Annotated in this window: 22 protein-coding genes; 10 read left to right on the forward strand and 12 right to left on the reverse strand. The window is 61.6% G+C overall.

Translation table 11 applies throughout. The features are described from left to right. Window positions 1-179: 179 nt before the first annotated feature. The 4 genes from U5A89_RS04440 to U5A89_RS04455 all read right to left on the reverse strand — a co-directional run bounded on the left by U5A89_RS04440 (window position 180) and on the right by U5A89_RS04455 (window position 3,556). Complete coding sequence (locus tag U5A89_RS04440) at window positions 180-944, reverse strand: SDR family NAD(P)-dependent oxidoreductase (protein WP_338159951.1); 765 nt, start codon at window positions 942-944, stop codon at window positions 180-182. A gap of 19 nt (window positions 945-963) precedes the next feature. Continuing rightward, window positions 964-1,911, reverse strand: a complete 948-nt coding sequence (locus U5A89_RS04445) for a haloalkane dehalogenase (protein ID WP_338159952.1) — start codon at window positions 1,909-1,911, stop codon at window positions 964-966. A gap of 13 nt (window positions 1,912-1,924) precedes the next feature. Continuing rightward, entirely contained in the window at window positions 1,925-3,064 is a 1,140-nt protein-coding gene (locus U5A89_RS04450) for a sulfotransferase family protein (RefSeq protein WP_338159953.1), read from the reverse strand. Window positions 3,065-3,394: 330 nt separating this feature from the next. Then, the gene (locus U5A89_RS04455; protein ID WP_338159954.1) at window positions 3,395-3,556 is read right to left on the reverse strand and encodes a hypothetical protein; all 162 of its coding nucleotides are present in this window, start codon (window positions 3,554-3,556) and stop codon (window positions 3,395-3,397) included. A gap of 14 nt (window positions 3,557-3,570) precedes the next feature. Here U5A89_RS04455 and U5A89_RS04460 point away from each other — a divergent pair, with 14 nt between their 5' ends. Then, window positions 3,571-6,174, forward strand: a complete 2,604-nt coding sequence (locus U5A89_RS04460; protein ID WP_338159955.1) for a TonB-dependent receptor — start codon at window positions 3,571-3,573, stop codon at window positions 6,172-6,174. A gap of 58 nt (window positions 6,175-6,232) precedes the next feature. Here the strand turns inward: U5A89_RS04460 and U5A89_RS04465 are convergent, their stop codons facing one another. Beyond that, window positions 6,233-6,979 (reverse strand): SDR family NAD(P)-dependent oxidoreductase, encoded by a 747-nt coding sequence (locus U5A89_RS04465; RefSeq protein WP_338159956.1) that lies wholly within the window; start codon window positions 6,977-6,979, stop codon window positions 6,233-6,235. A 141-nt stretch (window positions 6,980-7,120) separates the two neighbouring features. Here U5A89_RS04465 and U5A89_RS04470 point away from each other — a divergent pair, with 141 nt between their 5' ends. The 6 genes from U5A89_RS04470 to U5A89_RS04495 are packed head-to-tail and all read left to right on the forward strand — an operon-like array spanning window position 7,121 to window position 11,546. After that, complete coding sequence (locus U5A89_RS04470) at window positions 7,121-7,591, forward strand: nuclear transport factor 2 family protein (protein ID WP_338159957.1); 471 nt, start codon at window positions 7,121-7,123, stop codon at window positions 7,589-7,591. Then, window positions 7,588-8,040, forward strand: coding sequence for a VOC family protein (locus U5A89_RS04475; RefSeq protein WP_338159958.1), 453 nt, complete (start codon window positions 7,588-7,590; stop codon window positions 8,038-8,040). Before U5A89_RS04470 ends, U5A89_RS04475 begins: the two co-directional genes overlap by 4 nt. Before the next feature lie 39 nt (window positions 8,041-8,079). Next, window positions 8,080-9,342, forward strand: a complete 1,263-nt coding sequence (locus U5A89_RS04480; protein ID WP_338159959.1) for an MFS transporter — start codon at window positions 8,080-8,082, stop codon at window positions 9,340-9,342. 30 nt (window positions 9,343-9,372) lie between these two features. Continuing rightward, window positions 9,373-10,155 (forward strand): glucose 1-dehydrogenase, encoded by a 783-nt coding sequence (locus U5A89_RS04485; protein WP_338159960.1) that lies wholly within the window; start codon window positions 9,373-9,375, stop codon window positions 10,153-10,155. Between the two features lie 18 nt (window positions 10,156-10,173). Then, window positions 10,174-10,734, forward strand: a complete 561-nt coding sequence (locus tag U5A89_RS04490) for a carboxymuconolactone decarboxylase family protein (RefSeq protein WP_338159961.1) — start codon at window positions 10,174-10,176, stop codon at window positions 10,732-10,734. An 11-nt stretch (window positions 10,735-10,745) separates the two neighbouring features. Next, complete coding sequence (locus U5A89_RS04495) at window positions 10,746-11,546, forward strand: SDR family NAD(P)-dependent oxidoreductase (RefSeq protein WP_338159962.1); 801 nt, start codon at window positions 10,746-10,748, stop codon at window positions 11,544-11,546. Between the two features lie 14 nt (window positions 11,547-11,560). Here U5A89_RS04495 and U5A89_RS04500 read toward each other — a convergent pair whose 3' ends face one another. The 5 genes from U5A89_RS04500 to U5A89_RS04520 form a co-directional block, all read right to left on the reverse strand. After that, the gene (locus tag U5A89_RS04500; RefSeq protein WP_338159963.1) at window positions 11,561-12,373 is read right to left on the reverse strand and encodes a nuclear transport factor 2 family protein; all 813 of its coding nucleotides are present in this window, start codon (window positions 12,371-12,373) and stop codon (window positions 11,561-11,563) included. A 75-nt stretch (window positions 12,374-12,448) separates the two neighbouring features. After that, window positions 12,449-14,974 carry a TonB-dependent receptor gene (locus tag U5A89_RS04505; RefSeq protein WP_338159964.1) on the reverse strand — a complete coding sequence of 842 codons (2,526 nt, stop codon included), beginning with the start codon at window positions 14,972-14,974 and terminating at the stop codon, window positions 12,449-12,451. Window positions 14,975-15,076: 102 nt separating this feature from the next. Continuing rightward, window positions 15,077-15,865 carry an SDR family oxidoreductase gene (locus U5A89_RS04510; protein ID WP_338159965.1) on the reverse strand — a complete coding sequence of 263 codons (789 nt, stop codon included), beginning with the start codon at window positions 15,863-15,865 and terminating at the stop codon, window positions 15,077-15,079. A gap of 271 nt (window positions 15,866-16,136) precedes the next feature. Next, window positions 16,137-16,799, reverse strand: a complete 663-nt coding sequence (locus U5A89_RS04515) for a TetR/AcrR family transcriptional regulator (protein ID WP_338159966.1) — start codon at window positions 16,797-16,799, stop codon at window positions 16,137-16,139. 143 nt (window positions 16,800-16,942) lie between these two features. After that, window positions 16,943-17,350: a nuclear transport factor 2 family protein gene (locus U5A89_RS04520; protein ID WP_338159967.1), complete on the reverse strand. Its 408-nt coding sequence runs from the start codon at window positions 17,348-17,350 to the stop codon at window positions 16,943-16,945. A 180-nt stretch (window positions 17,351-17,530) separates the two neighbouring features. On the opposite strand from U5A89_RS04520, the gene U5A89_RS04525 reads away from it, so the two are divergent. From U5A89_RS04525 to U5A89_RS04535, 3 genes are read left to right on the forward strand one after another with little or no spacing between them, the layout of a single operon-like run. Continuing rightward, window positions 17,531-18,610 (forward strand): aromatic ring-hydroxylating dioxygenase subunit alpha, encoded by a 1,080-nt coding sequence (locus U5A89_RS04525; protein WP_338159968.1) that lies wholly within the window; start codon window positions 17,531-17,533, stop codon window positions 18,608-18,610. A 13-nt stretch (window positions 18,611-18,623) separates the two neighbouring features. Then, complete coding sequence (locus U5A89_RS04530; RefSeq protein WP_338159969.1) at window positions 18,624-19,487, forward strand: SDR family NAD(P)-dependent oxidoreductase; 864 nt, start codon at window positions 18,624-18,626, stop codon at window positions 19,485-19,487. A 2-nt stretch (window positions 19,488-19,489) separates the two neighbouring features. After that, complete coding sequence (locus U5A89_RS04535; protein WP_338159970.1) at window positions 19,490-20,317, forward strand: sugar phosphate isomerase/epimerase family protein; 828 nt, start codon at window positions 19,490-19,492, stop codon at window positions 20,315-20,317. Window positions 20,318-20,518: 201 nt separating this feature from the next. Here the strand turns inward: U5A89_RS04535 and U5A89_RS04540 are convergent, their stop codons facing one another. Both U5A89_RS04540 and U5A89_RS04545 read right to left on the reverse strand, forming a co-directional pair. Next, a complete protein-coding gene (locus U5A89_RS04540; protein WP_338159971.1) occupies window positions 20,519-22,765 on the reverse strand; it encodes a TonB-dependent receptor in 2,247 nt (748 codons plus the stop codon). 87 nt (window positions 22,766-22,852) lie between these two features. Further along, complete coding sequence (locus U5A89_RS04545) at window positions 22,853-23,386, reverse strand: nuclear transport factor 2 family protein (RefSeq protein WP_338159972.1); 534 nt, start codon at window positions 23,384-23,386, stop codon at window positions 22,853-22,855. Window positions 23,387-23,535 lie beyond the last annotated feature (149 nt).

A 23,535-nucleotide genomic window follows, 5' to 3' on the forward strand; every position in this document is an offset into this window, starting at 1 on the left:
CCTGATGGTCCAGCAAAGTCGATAAGCCAGCATCGACCACAAGTTCGTCCAATCCTTTTGGGCGGTCAGTTTCCGAATGATGTTTGTGCTAGCGAAGATTTCACATCCTCCAGACCCGGCCCTTTGCAACCATCGATAGCGCGAATTTTGCTCTGTGTGATTGTGTCAGAACGCGACGGTCACACCATGTCGGGCCGCAGGATCGCATCGCTGCCGCCGTCGATGAAGATAATCTGTCCCAGCAGATAATGATTTTCCATGCCCAGCAGGAAATCGATCAGTTCGGCGATCTCGCCCGGTTGTGCATAGTCCTTCACCGCGATGGGATTGCTCTTGGCGATCAGCGCCATCATGTCGGGCTGGTCGAACAGCGGCGCGGTCATCGGCGTGGCGACGACGCCCGGCCCGACGCCATTCAACATTATGCCGGTGCCTGACCATTCCGGCCGGGTCGCCGCACGTCGCAGCCAGAGTGACAGGGCGTTCTTGGACGTCGCATAGGAGGTTTGCGGCTTGGCCGCTATTGCGTCGAGCGCGCCTGCCTCGTCCCCGGCAAGACACAGGTCCACCACCGTTCGGGCAGACGGCAGGAACGCGGCGGTGGAGCAGATGGCGACAGCGCGCGGTCGCGACGACCGTTCCATCATCGGGCGCAATCCTTCCAGCGTCGCCACGGCGCCGAAATAGTTGATCGCCACCGTTTCGCGCGGCTTGCCAGGGTGTGAAATGCCCGCGCCTGCCAGGACCGCGTCGATGCCGTCGGGCGCAAGCCGCGCGACTTCGGTGACCATGCGCGCGCGTCCAGCCTCCGTCCCCAGGTCCGCGTCTATATCCGCATGGCGCAGATCGACACCGATCACCCGCTGGCCCTTTCCGGTGAGCCGTTCCACGGTCGCAGCACCTATACCGGATGCGGCGCCCGTCACGACGATCGTCCTGCTCATGGTCTCTGTCTCCTAATCGCTATGCTACGCGATTGGCGCGTAGAAAGGCGATCAAAACCTGCGCCAATGCAGCGCCTTGGTCTTCCTGTACGAAATGCCCGCCGCCTTCGATGCGCGCATGGGGCTGGCTATGTGCGCCAGCTATACGGCGCTGGAAAACCTCTTCCCAGGCGATGGTCGCGGGATCCTGGTCGGAAAAAGCGGTCAGAAAGGGTTTGTCCCATGTTTCCAGGAATCGCCACGCGGCCCGGTTGGCCTCCAGTCCCTCGGCCCCTTCGGCGATCGGGATGCCGCAGGTGATCTCTAACATCCCTTTCTTGTAGCGCGCATCGGGAAAGGGCGCGGCATAGGCGGCAAGCACGTGCGGCGGCACATCGGTTGCGCAGGCGCGCCCGACCAACTGGTCGAGCGCCAGGTCATCGCTGGTCCGGCAGGTTTCGACCCACGCGGCTATGGCGGCCCCCGGCCAGTCGGCGACGCCCAGCGGCGGCGGATCGCAATTTTGCAGCAGCGTGTTGGTCGCCAGGATGGTGGCGAAGCGATCCGGACATTGCGCCACCACGCGCAGGCCGATCGGTCCGCCCCAATCCTGGCAAACCAGATTGACGTCGCGCAGGTCGATACCTTCGACAAAGGCGCGCATCCAGGCGACGAAACGGTCGAAACCATAATCGGCGCGGCTGGCGGGCTTATCCGACTTGCCGAAGCCGATCATGTCGGGCGCGATCACCCGGTATCCCGCCGCCACGACCGGCCCTATCATCTTGCGGTAAAGGTAGCTCCATGTCGGATTGCCATGCAGCATCAGGACGACGGGCGCATCCCGTTCCCCTTCATCGACATAATGCATCCGCACGGCACCAAGCCGACGGTCGGTAATGTCGATATAATGGGGCGCGAAATCATAGCCCGGCAGGTCCGCGAAGCAGATATCTGGCGTACGCAATATGCCGGGCCGGATTTCCATCACACCGGCCCGTTCAGAGGATATAATGTTCGCGATACCCGGCGAAGGCCTGCTTGATCGCATCTTCGTCCAGTCCGAACCGTTCGAGCGAATAATCATGCATCGGCCGCTGCTCACGCTTGTTGCCCGCCAGAAATTCGTTCAGCGCCGCCTCCAGCCGATCGTCGACCGGAATGCCGATGCGGGACAGGACGCGCTGCGCCTGCGTCATCGGATCCTTGCCGACCGCCTTATAATCGATGTCGATGAAACGATCCTCGCCGATCCGCGCCCGCGCGGCCTCGAACATCGTCATCCATTCCGTCAGGCGTCGGAACCAGAATTCGCCGACCTGGCTGTCGGTCACCGTGGCGCTCAGCTTATAAAGCGCGGCCTGCATCGAGACATAGGATGGCACCGTCTGCAACGGATCGCGATGCGTCATGATCAGCAGCGCGTCGGGGAAGCTGGTTGCGGCCAATTCGGCATAGGGCAGGTTGGAAGGGCTTTTGAGGATCCATTTGGCACCGCGGCGCGACGGATCCTGCCATTGCAGATATTGCAGGATGGTCTTGAAATCCTCATGCCCCTTCGACTGGTCATAGCCGTTCAGCCATTGTGCGAAGCTGGGCACGAAGTTCATGCCTTCGACCATGGTGCTGACGAACATCTGGCCCAGGACCAGGATTTCCTCGTCCGGCGCGTCGGGGTCGAGCGGGTGGATGGAAGCCAGTTCGGGCGCCAGTTGCAGCCACCCGTCGATCATGGTCTGGGCATAGGCTCGGCGTTCGACCGGATGACCGCGATCTTCGCCGGGGAAGGGCGCGAAATTCTGCGCCTCGTACCAGCGCAGGCCGGTCATGCCCGGTGCACTTGCCAACAACCTCTGGAAAATGGTGCTGCCCGTGCGCGGAAGGCCCAGGATGATGCCCGCGACCTCCACCTTTTCCTCCAATATTTCGGGATGGCGCTTGATATCCTCGATCATCCGCAATCGGCTCACCAAGCCCTTGACGATGACTTCGGTGGTCGAGGCGCGACCGTCTGCCGTCAACCGACCTTCGCGGTTGGAAGCGTCCAGAAAGTGATCCATCGGTTCGAAGAACCAGGTGTCGCCGAAATCGTCCAGGCCCGCGCGATCCCGCGCCTTTTGCAGCAACGTCTCGCGGTCCATCATTTGATCATCAATTATCGTGGCTAAAAGCGCCATATGCTACTCTCCTAGGCCGGTTTCCCACCTCTCTCCGCAGCGCTTCAACGCTAGCAGTCAGGTTGGACACCGGTTCCATCCCCATGCCTCGCTGCCCGATCGTCCATACGCCGTATGGAAACCTGTGTCGCGCACCATTGCGTATCAATATAAGAAGTTAACTCTGTAAATGGCAATAATATAATGAATGAAGCGGCGTTATGCGCCGAAATTGCGATACTGGCTTTGACAAAACCCTGCACGTGCGGCACTGTTCAGATGGTCATGGCGGTTAGGGTTTCCAGAGCGCCGGGCCTAAAAATAATTACGACGCGCATAAAATGATGGTGAGAGGGATGTTTGCATTTCACGATGTGCGGCGTTGAAGGCGGCCGTCATCTCGTGCTTCTGCTGCTTTGGCACGCTCTCTCCATATAAATTGGTGGACGTATAAGTCCGGCTGAACAGGTCGGGCATATTGGGAGAGAGATATGCATATTGACAGTTCGCGGGCGGTTCTGCGCCGCACCATCTGGCTCTTGGCGGGCGTTGCTCCATCGGCGCTGCTGGTTCCGGTGCCAGCGCTGGCGCAGGCGGCCGATCAAGCCGCAGAGCAGGCGTCCGGGCAGGGCAGCCAGGTGGGCATGGCCGAAATCATCGTCACCGCGAACCGGCGCGCAGAACGCGGCCAGGACGTCCCTATTGCCATCACCGCCCTGTCGCCCCAACGCCTCGAACAGCAGGGCATTACCAAGGAGCAGGACCTGCAGGCCAGCGTACCTTCGCTCGTGGTCGGTCCCAACGGCCAGGGTTCGCGCGAGTCCAATTCCTTCACCATCCGCGGCCAGGGCGCGACGTTCCAGGCGTCGCCGGGCGTCGTCGTCTATATGAACGAAGTGCCGCTGCCTGCCGGGATCACGCTCAGCCAGCAGGGCGGGCCGGGCAATTTCATCGACCTGGAAAATATGCAGGTATTGTCGGGTCCGCAGGGCACGCTGTTTGGCCGCAACACGACCGGTGGCGCGGTCCTGCTGGTGCCCAAAAAGCCCAGCGACGAGTTCGGTGGATGGATCAAGGCGGAATATGGCAATTATGACCGCAAATATGTGGAAGGTGCGGTCAACCTGCCGGTCAACGACAAGCTCGCGATCCGCGTGGTCGGCGCCTATCATGATCGCGACGGCTACACGCGCGATGTCATATGGGATAAGGATCGCGACAACGAACATTGGTATTCGGGCCGGATCGGCATATTGTTCAAGCCGACCGAAACCATCACCAACTATACCATGGCCTATGGCGCCTATTCCAAGAATAATGGCGCGGGCCTGATCCATAAGGGTTTCAACGTCGAATCGATGGCAGGCATCGGGCTGTGCGCCAATTTGCCGGTGGGAGTCGTGGGCGGCTATTCGTGCGACGTCTATCGCGCGACGACGGCACAAGCGGACGCATTGGGACCGCGCAAGACTGCCTTTTCGACCGATACTTTCGCCAAGACGCAGACCTGGGGCATCAGCAATACCACCGACATCGAATTGTCGGATGAAATCACGCTGCGCAACATCGTCAGCTATCAGAAGATGAAAATCGGCTACCGCTACGATGGCGACGCGACGGTGCTGCAGCAGCATGATGTCGATCCTGGCGTCTTGCCCGCCGACGGTGTCGTCACGCTGCCGGGCACGCCATTCCCGGTCAGCTACAACTTCCCAACCCTGTCGACGGAATTGCCGCGCGACAATTTTCGCGTCTGGTCGGAAGAATTGCAGTTGCAAGGCAAGATGCTGGACGGTCATTTGGACTGGACCGTCGGCGGCTTCTACTTCGACCAGCGGCCCGACGGGCTGCAAGGATCGCGCGCCAATGTCTATTGCATCGCACTCCTGACCGGCCAGTGCGAAGCCAGCGTGGCGCAATATGGCACCAGCACGGTGTCGAAGGCGGTCTATGGACAGGCGACGCTCAATCTCGGCGCGTTTTCGCCTTCTCTGGAAGGGGTGCGCCTGACGGGTGGCTATCGCCAGACCTGGGACCATGTCTATGGCTTTGCGACCCAGTATAATAGCACACCGGCAGCAGGCTTAGTGGTGTGCGGCAAGGACAGTGCCTTGGTCGTGCCGGTCGCGACCGCCCTTGCCGACTGCCGTTTCACGGGGTCGCAGCGGTCAAGTTCGCCATCCTGGCTGGTCGGCCTGGACTATAAAGTCACGCGTGACATCCTGCTCTATGGCAAGGTCAGCCACAGTTACAAGGCGGGCGGTTTCAATCCTTATGCCGTATTCTTCGGGCAAAATGGCGATCCGGATACGCGTTCCTTCGCTCCGGAAGAGGTGACCGTATGGGAAGCGGGGGTGAAGACCGATTTCCGTCTGGGATCGGTGCCGTTCCGTCTCAATGTCGCAGGATATACGACGGACTATAAGGGTATCCAGCGTGCGGCGGGGGATTTCAACCCGACGACCGGCGCTGGCGGCGCCAGGACGCTGAACGCCGACGCGCGGATCAAGGGCATCGAAGTGGAAGCATCGATGCGGCCCTTCCCCGGGGTCGAGATCGGCGGCAATTTCAGCTATACCGATGCCATGTACAAGAAATATCAGTATGTTTCAGGCACGGGTACGGTTGCCTGTAACGGCGTCGTCGCACCGGGTGGCACGGCCGACGTATCCTGCCTCGATTTCCAATATGTCTCGCCCTATATCTGGAGCTTCCACGTATCGGCCGAACAGCCGCTTGCCAATGACATGGGCACGCTGGCTTTCTTCGCAAATTATTCGCACACCTCGCGCCAGTTTACGGAGGCGGTTACCCTGCCGGAGAAACAGCCTGGCGCTTATCTGGCGGCGTTCGGCCTGCTCAACATGTCGTTGGACTGGCGCAAGGTCGGGGATCGGGCTTCGATCTTAGCCTGTTCGGAACGAACCTTGCCAACAAACTCTATCGCATCTCCAATTCCGACGTGTTCCAGGATGGCAGCCTGCTTTATCAGGCCACTCTTTATGGCGAACCGCGCATGTATGGCTTGCGGGTCAAATATACGTTTGGTGGCGGTTGATCGTTCAAAGAGCTCTGCTCTGGCAACTCATACATAAAAAAGGCCGCAGGTTCATCGGACCTGCAGCCTTTTTCATGACCGGTCGGTTCGGTCAATCACCCCGCGGTCTGGCCACCATCGACCGTGAAGGTCGCGCCGGTGATCCGCCGCGCCTCGTGGGATGCCAAAAAGGCGACCAAGTCGGCAATATCGTCCGGCACCGCCATTTCTCCGTCGTCCAGCCAGGATGCCGACCGCATCACCATCTGCCAGTCGATATTGTCGGGCGGAGCCTGCTGCAACATCGGCGTAGCCACGCCGCCGGGACATACGGCGTTGACCCGCACGCCTTCCTTGGAAAATTCCAGCGCCAGGGCGCGGGTCAGGCCAACCACGCCATGTTTCGACGCAGTATAAACCGAATTATAGGGCACGCCGACCAGCCCGGCGGCAGACGCCATGTTAACGATATTGCCGCGACGCGCGATCAGATGCGGCATCGCTGCATGGCACATATGATAGACGCCGGTCAGGTTGACGGCGATCACCCGGTCCCAGCGGCTGCGATCGACATCCGCGAAGCGGCCGAAGTCCAGCACCCCTGCGATATTACAGAGAATGTCGATGCCGCCATGCAGGCGGATGGTCTGGTCGATCATGTCGCTACAGGAGGTTTCGTCCGCTACGTCCAGCGTAAAGGCGGTGGCGGCCGACCCGATCGCCTGCGCCACGTCAGTCACCCCCGCTGCATTGCGATCGCCGATGAGGATCGTCGCACCCTCGGCCGCCAGGCGGTGGGCGACGGCAGCGCCAATCCCCGACGCTGCACCCGTCACGACGGCGATTTTGCTTTTCAGACGCATCGACGCTCTCCCTTGCTTGTCCCAGATGTCAATCATCGCTTGTGTTATATGACTACGCATTCCAATAATATGTGGCGTAAAAACACGATAAACGCGAATCGAATCAGCTCAATGATTCGAATATTGGAAGGAGGATGCCGGATGTTGCCCCTTCAGGAAATTTCCGACCGGCTGGAGATTCAGGATCTGTTGTCGCGCTACAGCTATGCGATCGACGACCGGGACTGGGACCGGCTGGATGCCATATTCACGCCCGACGCGGTGATCGATTATAGCGAAACCGGTGGTGCGAAAGGTAATGTCACGCAGATCAAGGCCTGGCTGCCTGTCGCGATGGAACGCTTTCCACGATGTCAGCATATGGTCGCAACCACGAAGCTGGACCTTGACGGCGACAATGCCACCAGCCGGACGATGCTGTTCAACCCGATGGTGCACAAGGGGGATGACGGGGTCGAGCAGGTGTTCTTCATCGGCCTATGGTATCGGGATCGGCTGGTACGCACGGCCGATGGCTGGCGCATTGCCGAACGCTATGAGGAAATGGCCTACGCCCATAATGTGCCTGCCATGCCGCCGATCCCCGGCATTGCGGATGTGGCGACGCCATGATCAGCAGCTTTCCGCATTTTGGCATTTACGTCACCGACCTTACCTGTTCGACGCGTTTCTATGTCGAAGGATTGGGGTTTGAGGCACAGGAAGGCGGACGCACGGATGCGCCGGGGCCGCTGCTTGAAATGCCAGGCGCTACCATAGCCACGCAGTTCATCCACCATCCTCAGGGGTTGCGGATGGAATTATGGACGGTGGAAGGTCGCCCGCCTGCAGGCTGTGTCGACCCGCGCCCGGCCGACCTGCCTGGCCGCATTCATCTCTGCTTCGTGGTCGAGGATCTGGACCTAGTCGCATCACGCATCGCGGCTTTCGGCGGGGCGCGACTGGACGAGAGCCGCAGCGATCTTGGCTATGGCGAATTGATGTTCTGCGCCGACCCCGACGGAACACGCATCGAACTGGTGAAGATGACGGCAGGCTGGGCCGACTACGCGCAGGCATGACGGGCGGCCCGCGGGTTCGCACTGAACAGGAGTGAAAACATGAACGCAGATGCTGATCGCCGCGCTACCGCCTCCGCTGCAACTGCGGGTGGACGGCAGGCTCGGTTGATGGTGTTCCGGGCCTTCCTGGCGCAAAATGTCGCGGTAGGATGCGCCTTTGGCGGCTTTGGTATATCGGTCCTGCCCATGCAGGCGCAATTCGGCGCCAGTCGCGGCGTGGCGACGCTGGCGCTGGCGCTCGCCGTGCTGGTGATGGGGCTGGTCAGTCCGCTGGTAGGCACGTTGATCGGCCGGATCGGCTTGCGCTGGACGATGATCATCGGCGCATTGCTGTCCACCTGCGGCTATGCGCTGCTGGCGGTCGCACCCAGCATGACGGCGGTGTTGCTGCTCTATGCCCTGCCGATCGGCGTGGGGCTGGCGATGTTCGGCCCCTTTCCCGCGAGCATACTTGCCAGCAACTGGTATCCGAACAATCCGGGACCGGCGCTTGGCGTGGCGAATATGCCGGTCTTGGTCGCCGTTCTGCCGATGGTCGGGTTGGCGCTGATCCGCGATTATGGCCTGTCCGGCTTTTATCTGACGCTCGCCGGGCTGCACCTGCTGATGTTGCCGTTCATATTGGGGGTGTCGGATGGTCCCAGGGACAGGCAACATCCCCCCGCCGACAGCCACGGCCATGTGCCGCACGCCATGCTGCCCACCGGCGCGATCCTGCGTTACCCCGCCTTTTGGGCCATGTGTATCGGCGCGGGCTATTTGAACGCGGTCGGCATTACCGGCGTGTCGCATCTGGCGGCGTTCGCCGCCGAACGAGGCGTCGCCGGGAACGAAGCCGCCTTGCTGTTGTCGATCATGGGCGGGGCTGCGATCATCGGATCGCTGATCGTCGGCCTGCTGTGCGGACGGCTGGGCGCCGCGCGCACATTGGCGCTGATCGCTGCGGCGCTGTGCCTCAGCTGGTTCGTGCTGCAATCCACCACGCAATTCCCGCTCATGGCGGCGGCGGCCTTGTTGGTCGGGACCGCGAGCGTCGGTGTCTTTCCCGCGATCAACATGCTGGCGGGCCGCCTGTTCGGGCAGGATTCCCTGCCGCGCGTTGTCGGCCTGTTCGGGCTTTTCACCCTGCCGCTGACCTTTTGCCTGCCGCCGCTGGCGGGTGTGTTGCGTGACTCGGCCGGTGGTTATGGCCCGGTCGTGGCGATCATCGTCGGCGGGACGGCGCTGGCCGTCCTCGTTTTCCTGATGATGGGGCGCGGGACGGCCTATGTCAGCCCTGCGCGCCCGGCGTCCGCCGCCTGACACAGTTTCGATAAATAGGAAGGACCGATCATGGGCCGTTTGGAAGGCAAGGTCGCCATCGTCACCGGCGGCGCGCGGGGCATGGGGGCGGCGACCTGTCGCCTGTTCGTGGCGGAAGGCGCCAAGGTCGCGATCGCCGACCTGCTCGATGATGCGGGCGCTACGCTGGCGGCCGAACTGGGCGACGCGGCGCGCTTCTATCATCATGACGTGACCAGCGAAGCGGCGTGGGCCAGCCTGGTCGGCGCGGTGGAAGCGGATCTTGGCCCGATCGATATATTGGTCAACAATGCCGGTATCCTGCTGTTCCGCACCCTCCTGGAAACCACGCTGGCCGATTATGAAAAGGTGCTGAAGGTTAACCTCGTCGGCGAATTTCTGGGGATCAAGGCGGTCGCACCCGCCATGGTCGCACGGGGGAGGGGATCGATCGTCAACATATCCTCCGTCGATGGCATGAAGGGCGCAAATGGCCTGGCCGCCTATTCGTCCAGCAAATGGGGCGTGCGCGGCTTGACCCGGGTGGCTGCGCTGGAATTGGGTCACAAGGGCGTCCGGGTCAATTCGGTGCATCCCGGCGGCGTCGACACGGTCATGACCAATTATGACGGGCGCAGCCGCGATGCCGTCAGCGAACGTTTCGGCAATATCCCGCTGCAACGCGTCGGCGCGCCGGAGGAGGTGGCGAAAGCCACCTTGTTCCTGGCGAGCGACGACGCTTCCTATCTAGCCGGAGCCGAGATCGCGGTCGATGGCGGCATGTTGACCGGCCAATATTATGAAGGTTTTCCCGGTGCGCCGGGCGTTTCCTGATCGACAAGGAGAGACGCGATGATCCGCATCGATATTCCCGACGAAGACGCCGCCAATCCCTATGGCTATGCCGCGCGCGTCCATGGCGGCGCGATCATGGCCGCAGCCGATGGCTTTTCCAAAGCGGTCTATCAGCATAGCGCCCTGTCGCTGCGCGAATTTGAAGGCGCCCGGTCCCGCATCGCTCAGATCAACGGCTGTATCGTGTGCCAGCAATTTCGCGCGGCGCAGGACGCGCCGTCGATGTTCGCCGCGACGGGCGTGCGGCCCGATCATCTGATTTCCGACAATGGGCCGGCACCCGACGAGGCTTTCTATGCCGATGTCGCGCAATGGCGCGTGTCGCAGCAATTCAGCCCGCGCGAGCGCCTCGCCATAGAATTTGCCGAGCGCTTTGCGGAAGAACCGAAAGTCATCGCCGACGACGAGGATTTCTGGGCGCGCGCGCATGCGCAATTTTCAGACGCAGAGATTGTCGATCTGGCTCACAGCGTCGCGGCTTGGGTCGGCCTTGGACGGGTGGCGCATGTGCTGGGATTCGACAGCGTCTGCCTGCCCTTCACCCAGGCTGCGGAATAAGGAGGACGACGATGGCTGAAGGCAGACTGACCGGACGGGCCGCACTGATTACCGGTGCGGCGGATGGCATTGGGCAGGGCATGGCGATCCGCCTCGCGCGCGAGGGGGCGGCGGTGCTGGTGGTCGATTTCGATGCCGAAAAGGGCGCGGAAACGGTGGAGACGCTGCGGGCGCTTGGCGGGAAAGCGGATTTCTTCCGCGCTGACGTTACCCACAAGCCGGACGTGACCGGCGCGGTGGCCGCCTGCGTCGATCGTTTCGGCAGCGTCGATATCTTAGTGAATAATGCCTATCGCGGCACTGGCACAGGGAGGATCGAGAGCAAGTCGGACGATGTGTTCGCCGACGGCATGACCATGTGCCTTTACGCGGCGAAATGGGCGATGGAGGCTGCCTTCCCGCATATGCGCGCCAACCATTGGGGGCGGATCATCAACATCGCCTCGCTGAATGGCGTCAACGCCCATATGGGAACCGCGGAATATAATGTGGGGAAGGAAGCGCTGCGCGCCTATACACGTTCCGCCGCGCGCGAATGGGCGGGCTATGGCATATGCGCCAACATCATCTGTCCGGCGGCGGCGTCGGCCAGCTATCGCCGGTTTCAGGAAATGGCCCCCGATGTCGCGGCCGCGACGGCGGCGGCCAATCCGATGGGGCGGATGGGCGATCCAGAAGTCGACATTGGCGGCGTAGCTTTGTTCCTGGCCAGCGAGGACGCGCGTTACCTGACCGGCAACACGCTGTTCGTCGATGGTGGCGGCCATATCAATGGCGTGCCCTGGGTGCCGGACCTTGGCCCGGACAGCTGACCGATAGCTGATCGTCAGCCCAGATCGCTGGTTCCGGCATGCAATATGCCTGGGTCGCCGCTGTGCGCGGCCCAGATCGCATCGCGCCGGACGATGCGCCATCCTGCCGCGCGGCGTTCCCACTGATCGACATATTCGCCGTTGGAATCGAAGATCGGCCCGGCCGGATCGTCCACGCGCTGGTGGCGCGCCTGCACATAGGCGCGGCTGGTGGCGCGATCCCCGTCCAGATCGACCAATATGCTGCCGATCAGATGCTGCGTACCGCCGCAGCGGTCGAGGAAGCGGCGCATATTGTCGGTAAGCGCGGCCATGCCATGTTCGTCCTGCCCCGATCCATAGTCGAAGCAGATGTCATCAGCGAATACATCGCCCAGCCGATCCCATTGCTTATTGTCCAATATGCGGGCGAAGCGGGAGAGGCCACGCACGATCGCGCGCTCGTCCAGCAAGGCGGCGGCCGGATCGCGCGTTTCCGGCGGTCTGCTCGTTCGTTCTTCGACCACGAACATGCGCGTGGCGTTGCGGTCGAACAGATTTTCCTCATCCGCCGCAATCTGGCCCGCAATGTCCGGCTCGGCGGCGCGGGCGGTGAAGCGATCATAGGCGGCGCGGTCGGCGAAGCACAGTTCCGTCACGACATCGAAATCCAATGCCGCGCCCGGAAAGACGAAGGCGCCGTCGCGCTCCACATAGTTGCGGCGATATGCCAGAATATCGGGCAGCAGCCGCGCGATCAGCATAGCATGGCGCGTTTCATAATAGTCGATAAAGGCTTTGGGGGTGATGTCCGGTCGGCGGCGCAGCAGCGCTATGCATTTGAACATGGCATCCTCTCCATCCCAATGATCGAATATCGTCTTCGATAAAAAGGCCGGGATTGGCGTCCCGGCCTTTTCGCATCATTCGCCCCCGAACCGGTATTTCAGGCGCAGGCCATACATGCGCGGTTCGCCATAGAGCGACGCCTGGTACAACAGCCCGCCGGTCTGCTGATACACATTGCTGTTGCTGATCCGGTACAGCTTGTTCGTCGCGTTCGTCACGAACAGGCCCAGATCGACGCCGCTGCGCGCGACGTCCCGCCAGTCGAGCGACATGTTCAGCAGGCCGAAGGCTTCAAGCCGGGCGCCCGGCTGTTCGAACGGCATCGCCGTCGTGTCGGTATATTGCGACGCCGTATGGGAATAGTTGGCGAAGAAGTTCAGCTTGCCCATGTCGTCGCCGACGGGAATTTCCGCATTGACATGCAGGCTCCAGATATAGGGCGCGACATATTGGAAGGGCAGGCAGGCAAAGTCCGCCGTACCGCCCGGCCCGACACCGCCATTGCAATCGGCCTGACCGGTGGAACTGGTGAAGGTGAACTTCTTATATTTGGCGTCGGTGTGGCTGAAATTGCCGCCGATCTCCAGACCCTGGAACGGTTGCATCGATGCGTCCAGTTCCACGCCGCGGATGCGCGCATCTGCATTGAAGATCTGCGATCCACCTGCACCGGTCGTGGGATTGAAGTCGGCGCCTGCGCGCTGGATGTCCTTGAAATCGACATGATAGGCGACCGCATTGAAGCGGAACGGCACATTGGCGATCGAGAAGTCCGATTTGACGCCCGCTTCATAGGAGGTGACATATTCGGGCAGGAAGGTCCGCTTGAAATCATAGACGGCCAGTGCGTTGAGACCGCCCGCCTTATATCCGCGGCTGACTTTGCCGAACAGGAGGATACGGGGCGAGACCTTATAGTCCAATCCGACCGTCCAGGTCGGCGCGTTGGTCTTGAGACCGACGGTGAACGTGCAACGTTCGAACTGGTCCGCGATCGGCACGCCCCTTTCACCCGTCGCGCCGCAATTCACCGTACCTGGGGCGGTGGGATTGGGCTGAATATTGGTCGAGAAGCCCGTGATCTTGTCCCACGTGTGGCGATAGCCACCGGTCAGGCGCAACCCGTCCAGCGCAGGCGAAAGAAGCCCGAAGTCCAGCGTCGCCTGCGCATAGAGCGCCTTGGATTCCTGGGTCGATGCATAGCGCTGGGTCGAGGAATCGCAAAAGCCGGTAAAACTTGCGGGACAATAGAAGATCGATGCCCCCCCTTGCGTACCGGCGGGCTGCTGCTTGAAATAGAAGCCGCCTGCGGTGAAGCTGAGCAGCTTGTCGAACAGTTCGCCCTGAAGCTGAAGCTCCTCGGTGATCTGCTCGAAATTGTCGCGCGGCACTTCTTTGGAAGCGGTGTCGTTGAGATAGGTGACCGGCGTGCCGACCCCTGGCAAGGTGACCTGGCCCGGTGCCGGCAGGACGCCGGGATCGACATCATGCTGCTGAAGAACCGTCGCGTCGCTGTCGTAGCGATAGCGCAGCCGCATCCGTTGATAGCTGGCGATATTACGCAAGGTCAGCTGGTCGTTCAGCTCGAAATCGGTGGTGTTGCTGATGCCCCACGTCTCGGTTTCGGAAAATGTGTCGATGCTGAACGCCGTCTTGCGCGGCCCCAGTGCATTGGCCTGCGCGCTGGTGGCGCGATAAACGTCGCAGGACGCCGCGCCCGCCCCCGGTGCGTCGCTGCACAGGTTGATGGCTTTCAGGCCGTCGATGTTGAACTGACGATGGATCAGCCCCGCGCCATTGTTCCGCGACCGGCTGCCGTACAGCATCGTATAGTTTTCGATGGTTTCGGTCGGACGGAACAGTACGCCCAGTCGGCCGGTATACCAATGCTGATTGTCGCGATCCTTGTTCCAGACCACGTCCTGCGTATAGCCGTCGCGATCATTATAGGCGCCCGCGACCCGGACCATCAGCTTGTCGTCGACGATGGGGACGTTGAGCGCGCCTTCGATGATGCGCGCGTTGTAATTGCCGATCGTACCCTGGATCCAGCCGCCAAATTCATTCTTGGGCTTCTTGGGCGTCAGCAGAACCGCGCCGCCCGTCGTGTTACGGCCGAACAGCGTGCCCTGCGGACCGGCCAGCACCTGCATATTTTCCAGATCCAGGAAATTGCCGGGGCCGCCCTGCTGCGACAAGGTGATGGCCGATGGCAGCGGCACTTCGTTCATATAGGTGACGACGCCCGGCGACGCCTGGAACGTCGCGCCCTGGCCGCGCAGCGTGAAGGATTGCGCTTCGCGTGAACCTTGGCCGTTGGGACCGACCACCAGTGAGGGAACGCTGGCCTGCAGATCCTGCTCCTTGCCGATGCCCTGTTGTTGCAGACGATCCGCCGAAAGCGCGGTGATGGCCACCGGCACGTCCTGGTTGTTTTCCTGGCGGCGGTTGGCGGTGACGATGATGTCGGCGATGCCACCCTGCGCCGCCTGTTGCGGCTCGGCCTGGGCAAATGCGGACGGACTGGCGAGCAGGTTGCCCGCCACAAGGGCAGAGGCGCAAAGCAGCGTTCGGCGGCGTCGCCGTTTATCATAAGTCATCAAAACTCTCCCGTAACCAGGTTCCACAGGCGAACGGCGTCACCGCCGTCACCGGAAATCCTCTCCAATATTGATTATTATCTTATAGGGTGATGGCGCCGTTCAGGGGGCCATCCAATGCCCCCCGTTGACGTCGAGCGATGCGCCGCTGACGACACGGGAATAATCGGAAATCATCATCAACACCGCGCGGGCGCAGTCATCTTCCGGCGGAATGATGCCGATCGGAATATCCTTGGTGATGTCGGCGATCACATCGTCGCGATTCAATCCGCCATCGACCTGCGCCTGAATATGCGTTTCAACCGGCTCGCCATGGATCCACCCCATGCGGCAGGTATTGACGCGGATGCCGACGCGGCCAAGGTCGGTCGACATATATTTGCCGAGCGTATTGAGCGCGCCCTTGGAAACGGCATAGCCCATTTCCAGGCCGTATTCGCCACCGAAGGGGCGCACCGTGGCCATGGTGGAGACGTTCACCACCGCGCCGCCATCGCGCAGATAGGGGACGCAGGCGCGCGTCAGGCGCAACGCGCCCAGGCAATTGACATCGAACGCCTTGGCCATGTCGGCCGGATCGCTATTTTCTATGACGCTCCAGTCGCCATGATAATAGGCGCTGTTGATCAGGCCGTGGATACGGCCACCAAATTCGGCCGCCGTGCGTTCGGCCAGAGCAATGCACTGGGCCTCGTCCGACACGTCGCACGGCACGGCGATCGCCTTGCCGCCCTTGGCGATGATGTCGTCACGGACCGCTTCGATGAAAACTTGGTTGCGCGCTGCCAGAGCGACCGATGCGCCTTCGGCCGCGGCGATCCGCGCCAGCGCCTGACCCATGCCCGGGCCGACTCCGCTGATGATCGCGACCTTATCTTTCAGCAGCATTAGCGTCTCTCCTCGCTCTTCCGACTTACGCCAGCGCACCTCTGCAATGGCCGCAGCTTCATCGGTCCGTTCGTCGCTTCCAGATGGAAGCGTCATCTTTCAGGGAGAGATGCTCCACTACGCCTTGTTATCTATGTAGCGCGCGAGCCACGCCTTGCAGCGCTGCCTCTCCGGTAATTGGCTGATAGGGTAATGGTTTAGCGATGGCAATACGCTAAACTATGCCAATTCTTATTTGTTGTCGTTAAACGCGTAGTCGATTGCCATATTGTTACGCATGCGTGCGGTTAAGGAAAGCAAGGATGCGCTCATCTGATAGGCCAAGCCCGCGGGCGCAAAACAGGATCGCGTCGCGTCGCACCTTTTGATCATCGTCATCATAGGGAATGGCCGTGCGTGCGTGGCAGCGGGCCATCAGCATCATCGTGCCGACATGTTCCAGAAAGGCAGAGATGTTTGTTGGGGACAACAGCGTGCCGGTAATGGCGCCCTCCGCCTGCGCGGCCAGCAGCGCCTTCTCCAATCCCGGCCGGGAGAGGCGCAAGGCGCGACGATAGATGAGGCGCGCATAGCCGCCGTCACCGACCAAACTGCCCACGACCATGCGCATGCCTTCCGCATTGCCCGCTTCCGGCCCCAGCATCGCATGTTCCACCAGTCGACGAACGATCTCCAGCAGACCTTCCGTGCTGGCCTCGACGGCGCCCAAGGACCGAAAGGTCGCATCCTGATCGGCGATCACGTCGCGCAAAACCGCGCGATATATCTGCGTCTTGCTGCTGAAATGGCGAAAGATGAGGGCTTCCGAAACGCCTGCGGCCTGGGCGATCTGTTGCGTCCTTGCGCCCTCCAAGCCATATCGCGCGAACACGGCCTTGGCGCCGACGATGATGGAAGCGCGGCGACCGGCGCTGGAAAGGCGAGGGGCGGGCATTGAAGGGGTGCGAACTCCTGAAAGCAAGGCAGGCGGGCTGGGGCCGCGCATTGGTCATCCGGCTTTACGCACGCGTCGCAGGGGAGGCAAGCGCAGCGCCTGATGGCGCGGTGAGGCTGCCGGGCATCAGGCGCTGGGACGGATCAGTCTGTCAGTATCGCGACATCGTCCGGCCCCCAATAGGCTTTCAGGCTGGTGATCCGGCCTTGTTCGTCGAAGGTGCACACGTCCAGCGACCGGATCAGCATGCGCGGGCCATCTGGCGGCTGAAATGTCACGTCGAACATCAACGCAGCAGCATTGGCATGGGAACCCCGAATGGGCGCGACAGGACGAATCTGTGTACCGAATGCCACCGTGTCGTCGAACCAGGCCTTGATCGCATCGCCGCTTTTGATCGGCGATCCGACCGGATCCTCAATCGTCGCATCCGGCGCGAACAGGGCAAGGATGCCGTCCTTGTCACCGCGATTGATTCGCGTAACATAGGCTTCCAGCGCGGCGCGCATATCGGATTGGCTTGGCGCGATCTGTATAGTCGGTTGTTGCATTGCGATCCGCTCGATAATTGAAGATATCCCGTAAATGACGCGCATTTAACATATGATCTTGCTCAACCAACATATATTTGCGTAGATTGCAGTCGGTTTCGCGGACCAACCGGTGCGGCTAAGGCTGGCATAGGGTCCGCCTTCATGCTACTATGTCGCGGTAAGCGAGAGGATGATATCATGGCAAAGTCTGCGGACTATCGTCTGGGCGAGTTCGAATTTCCCCGTGGCTGGTTCATGGTGGGTGAAAGTGCGGAAGCGACGATGACGCCCCGCGCGATGCGGTATTTTGGCCAGGATCTGGTGATCTATCGCGGCGAAAGCGGCGCACCCTATATCGTGGAAGCCTATTGCCCGCACATGGGCGCGCATCTGGCGAAGAACACCACCTCCTATATCGTGCGCGATGGCGAACAGGTGCAGGGCGAATCGATCCGCTGCCCCTTCCATGGCTGGCAATATGGGCCGGACGGCGCGTGCAAGAATATTCCCTATTCGGATTTCGTGCCCAAGGCCGCGAAGCTCAAGACATTCCCGGCGGTCGAGCGGGCCGGCACCATCTGGATGTGGTATGATCCCGAAGGGCTGGAACCCAATTTCGATCTGCCCGACTTCGGCGGCCATTATGACGCCCCCGGTTGGGTGAATTGGAAGATCGACTATATGGGCGATCTTGATATCCATCCGATCGAAGTGGTCGACAATATGGCCGATTACGGCCATTTCGTACCGATCCATGGGGCTAAGGATTTCGTATATTTCGCCAATGAGTTCAAGGATCATACCGTCCATCAATATTATGCGGCGGGTCACCGGACCCTGACGCTCAATCCGGAAGACGTGTTGACGCTCGACACCTGGTACACCGGCCCGTCGATCCTGCAATCGGAGATGGAGGGTACGTTCGATTCCTTCATCATGATCACCCATACCCCGATCGAAGATGGCAAGATCCGGGTGTGGCACGGGCTGATGGTGCAGGTGAATGACGGCACCGCGCCGATCACGGACGATCTGCGCGCCGCCGCCTTGCAATATCAGGAAGGCAGCCGCCTCGCCTTCGCGCAGGATGTGGAAATCTGGCAGAATAAGCGGGCCTGCATCAACCCGATGGTTGTCCCCAATGACGGTCCCTATGGCAAGGTCCGTATCTGGTACAAGCAATTCTACAATAGCCGGGACAAGGCGCCGGACATGCACAAGCGGACGAACGGCTTGCATGTGACCTATGACAAGCGGGACAGCAGCGCCGCCGCCTGAAGGAGATAAGGATATGGCGAGCAATGAACGTCCGGTGGCGATCGTCACCGGCGCCAGCCGCGGTGCGGGCCGTGGAATTGCGGTGGCACTGGGCGAAAGGGGCTATCGCGTCTATGTGACGGGCCGGACGATCCGGGACGGCGACGCGGCCTTGCCCGGCACCATTGGGTCCACCGCCGCGCAGGTCGATGCGGCTGGCGGAGAGGGGCTGGCGGTGCAGGTCGATCATGGCGACGATGCCGCCATCGCCGCGCTGTTCGAGCGCGTGCGCGACGAAAGCGGACGGCTCGACATCCTGGTCAATAATGTCACCGCGCTGCATGACGATCTGGTGAAGCCCGGCCCCTTCTGGGAGAAATCCACCGGCCTGGTCGACATTCTCGGCGTCGGCCTGCGTTCGCATTATCTGGCAAGCTGGCATGGCGCACGTTTGATGGTGCCCGCGGGCAGCGGCCTTATCGCCTTCACCTCCTCCTTCGGATCGGTCTGCTACATGCATGGCGCGGCCTATGGCGCGCAAAAGGCGGGCGTAGACAAGTTCGCGGCCGACATGGGCGTCGATTTCCGCGGCACCGGCGTGACCGCCGTCGCCCTATGGATGGGACCGTTGCTGACCGAGCGCAGCGCCCAGACGCTGGCCGATCATCCCGAACAATATGAAAAGTTCATGGCCGATGCGGAAACGCCCGAGTTCAACGGCCGAGTGATCGCAGCGATCCATGACGATCCCCAGCGCGACGAGCTTAACGGCCAGACGCTGATCGCTGCCGAAGTCGCGCAGCGCTACGGCATTACCGAAGCGGGCGGACGGACGCCGCCATCCTATCGCGCCATGCTGGGTGAACCGCGCATTCCCCATCCTGCGATCGTCGCCTGATTATGAACGACGGGACCGACGGCAAATCTGCTGCTGTCGGCCCGGCCTTCTGTCTCGACCATCTGTCGCTGGGCGATCTGGATGTCTTGACCCTGGTCGATGTGGCCGCGGCCGCCGGTTTCGCGGCGGTCAGCCCCTTCGTCACGCCTGTCCCGATCAGCCCCACGCCCGATCTGCTGACGGATGGCGCGGCCCGGACGGCGGTGCTGCGCGCGCTGCGGGACAATGGCTTGGGCGTAGGTATCGTGGAGCCGTTCATGCTGGACGCGCGGCCCGACTGGTCTTTGCTGGAACGCAGCGCGGGCCTGGCGGCGGAATTGGGCGGCACGGTAAACCTGCTGGGCATGGACGAAAATCCCGCGCGCCTGCTCGACGCCCTTGGCCGCATGATCGCCATCTGCCGTGCGACCGGGGTGCCCGTAATCCTGGAACCCTATCCCCTGTCAGCGATCCGCTCGCCCGCTCAGGCGTTGGCTATTGCGGCGCAGTTGGGGGCTGATGTTGGCCTATGCATCGACAGCCTGCATGTCATGAGATCCGGCGGGAACTGGGCCGACGTCGCTGCATTGCCGCCTGATCGCATCCGCCATGTCCAGTTGAACGACGGTCCGCTGGCGCCACCTGCCGACCGGGTCGAGGAGGCCGTGTTCGACCGTCTGCTGCCGGGGGAGGGGGCGTTTGACCTTCGCGCCTTGCTGCCGCTGATCCCCGCACAGGCGACCATCGCCGTCGAAGTGCCCTCGCGGAAACTGGCGGGACAAGTGCCCCATGCCCGCGCCGCGCGCCTGATGCAGGCGATGCGCGACCTTTACGCTGATAGCGGCGATTGAAGGATCGGACGGCCAAGGGGCACCTGCCGCCCGCCCTTTGTCGCATCATTCCGCCACCAGCGCTTCCGGCACCCATGGCGGCAATGGTTAATACGTCAGAACAGCCTGACGAAAGCCGCGTCACCGGTCTGACGGTCCTTCAAAGCCATCCGGGCCGATGTCGAACGCCGCCTGACGCTTGATATCAGCCCAAATGATAGATCAGCGGCGATAGGCCAGGGTGATGCTGTAGCGGCGTGGCGGCGAATAATAGGCTTCGGTAAAGCCGAAGCTGGTCGATGCGTCATACCCCGCCGTGATGATGCGACGATCGGTGATATTGTCGACGCCCGCCCGCACCGACAGGCCGCTGTCCGCAAAGCGCAGTTCCGCGCTTGCGTTGAGGATGGCATGATCGGGCTGCCGCAACAGCGGCGTGTTTTCCGCGTCGACATAGACCTCGCTCTTATAGGCCACGTCAAGGCGGAAGACACCCTCTATCGCCTCGCTCAGCGGTGCCTGATAGACGGCGCTGGCATTGGCGGTGATGTCGGGCGCCTGCTTCAGCTTCCGGTTGCTCACATCGGTCGGCACACCGTTGATGACCGACACATAGTTCAGATATTTGGCGTCCAGCAGACCGAATGCGCCGGTCAGGGTGAAGCGGGGTGACACGTGGAAATTGCCCTCCAGTTCCAGCCCCTGGATGCGCGATCGTCCGACATTTTCGTTGCGAACCACGATCAGGCCGGTGGATGGACTGACCGTCGAAACCAATATCTGCTGGTCCCGATATTCGTTGCGGAATACGGCAAGGTTGATCGTCGCGATCCGGCCGAAGCCTGCCTTGATGCCCGCTTCATAGGCGGTCAGATGTTCGGGATCATAGGAGCCGATCTCTTCCAGCGATGTCGGCCGCCCGTTGAACCCGCCTGACCGGAAGCCCTTGGAAAAGGACGCATAGGTCATCAGGTTGGGCCGCATCTTGTAGGACAGCGACGCGCGCGGCGTGAAGGCGTCCCAGCTCTTTTCCAGTGTGTAGCTGGGCGTCCCGGCCAGCAAAGGCTCGCCTGCATAGACCCGCATGGCGGACTGGGAAAATTTCTTCTTTTCCCAGGTATAACGCGCTCCCAGTTCCAGCGACAGGCCGTCCACCAGTTCATAATTACCATTGGCGAACAGCGCCAGATTGTCCGTGCGCTGCCGGTTGCGGAAATCGATATTGAAGTCGAGCGAGGAAGCGGGGATGAAAATGCCCGGCCCTACCGGAAATTGCTCCAGCCCCGCCGCGACCAGCGCGGGATAAAGGCCATCCGCCACGATCAGCCTGGTATTGTCGCGCGTCTTCTCGCGATAGGCGAACGCGCCCAGCAGCAACGTCCCGCGCCCGCCCAGGTCCAGCGCCAGTTGCAGCTCCTGGCTGATCTGCCGCGCCCGTTCGTCATGGATGTCGCCTGCATAATTGACGGCGGAGGACGCATCCCCGTCGCGACCGAACAGAGCATCGACCATGCGATAGGCGGTGATCGACTTCAGCGTCGCACGGCCCAGATCAGCAGTCAGCGTCAGCGACGTGTTGAAGGCGTCAGTCTCGTCCTTGTTCAGCGCTGCCGTACTGTCCGTGCGGTCGATATCGCCCGGCACCGTGCAGCAGGGGGCCAGGAAGGTCGATTGCAAAGTCGAAAAGAAGGTCGGGGTAAAGGCGATCATGCTGTGCGGTGCGCTGTGCTGGCGGCGGCGCAGGCCGTCCGCCTGCAACACGGCGTCCAGTCCGCCGCCGTCATAATGCAGCGCCATCTTGCCCGCTACGACATTGCGATTGCCCAGATTCTTGCCGGACGGAATTTTCTGCCATCCCTCGCCAAATTCGCCCAGCGCCGCGACCCCCAGCGACCAGCGGTCGGACAGCGGTGTTTCGACATAGGCGCGGCCCCGCACCGTGTTGAACGAACCGTAGCGCAGGTCCGCCTCGATCTTTTGCTGCTGGCCCGGCACGGCGGATACGATGTTGATCGCGCCGCCGACGGTATTCTTCCCGAACAGCGTGCCCTGCGGCCCGCGCAGCACTTCGATGCGGTCGATGCCCAGCAGTTCGGTGGTGGCGCCGAAGGTACGGGCGACATAGACGCCGTCGATATAGACGCCGACCGCCGGATCGGACGTGATGATATAGTCGTTTTCGCCGACGCCCCGGATGAAGGGGGCGATTCCGCCGCTATTGCCGCCCTGGCCGGGGGTGAACTGGATATTGGGCGCGATCTGGCTGATCTGGGTCACATTGTCGAGGCCGCGGCTGTCGAGCGCGTCGGCGTTGACCGCACTGACCGCGATCGGCACATCCTGCAACCGTTCCTCCCGGCGGCGGGCGGTAACGACGATGTCGCTGCCATCGGACAGGGCTGGCCCCGGTCCTGTCTGGGCAAGCGAAACGGCGGGCGCGGCCAATATCGCAAATGATGTGATAGCCAATGGCAAACGGGACATGAAATTTCCCCCCTATTTCTATTTATGATTGGTCGTATCGATCGGCACCCCTTGCCGATCATGCCGCCCGATTCAGGCGGCTTCCCATTCGATCAGATGACTGATGTCGCTGCGCTCTTCCGGCTTTCGCCCTGTGGTCGCCAAATGGCGGCAGGTAATGTCCGCGTCGGGACTGAGCGGGCGGATCATTTCGAACACGCGATCATATTCGGTGCGGGCGATTTTCCACACGCCCTGTTCGCGCCGATACTGGTCGCGATAGATGGCGCTGCCGGTCGTATGGGTCCGGTGCTGCATGTTGATGAATATGTCTTCCAGATACCATATCCCCTCGGCCGTGTCCTCGCCGGTCAGGGTGATTTCGGGCATATGACCATGATGCATCGCCACCGCGTCGGAATGAAAGCTGTTGGCCAGGAATTCCAGCATGTCGTCGCGCCCGTTCAGCCGAACGCGATAGGTGCCGCCCCGATAATCCACCCCGATATCGTCGGTGAACAGACCGGCGAGCAATGCCATGTCTGCGGTATCGATGCCCCGAAAGTAGCGGTGCTTGAGCGTACGGATATCCTCCAGGTCACTCAACTGTTGCAGGGTATAGCCCATATGCCTCTCCTATGATAACGCAATCTAGCGCTTATAAGATAATATATACCCAATATGCGTACTAATCCATAGCAGTTGCCACCTTTTTAACTGGTCACGTTGGGATCGGATCGGGTAAGCGCCTTGCCGACATCGACGCCCTGGGGCAC

The organism is Sphingobium sp. HWE2-09, assembly GCF_035989265.1.
Taxonomy (GTDB): Bacteria; Pseudomonadota; Alphaproteobacteria; order Sphingomonadales; family Sphingomonadaceae; genus Sphingobium.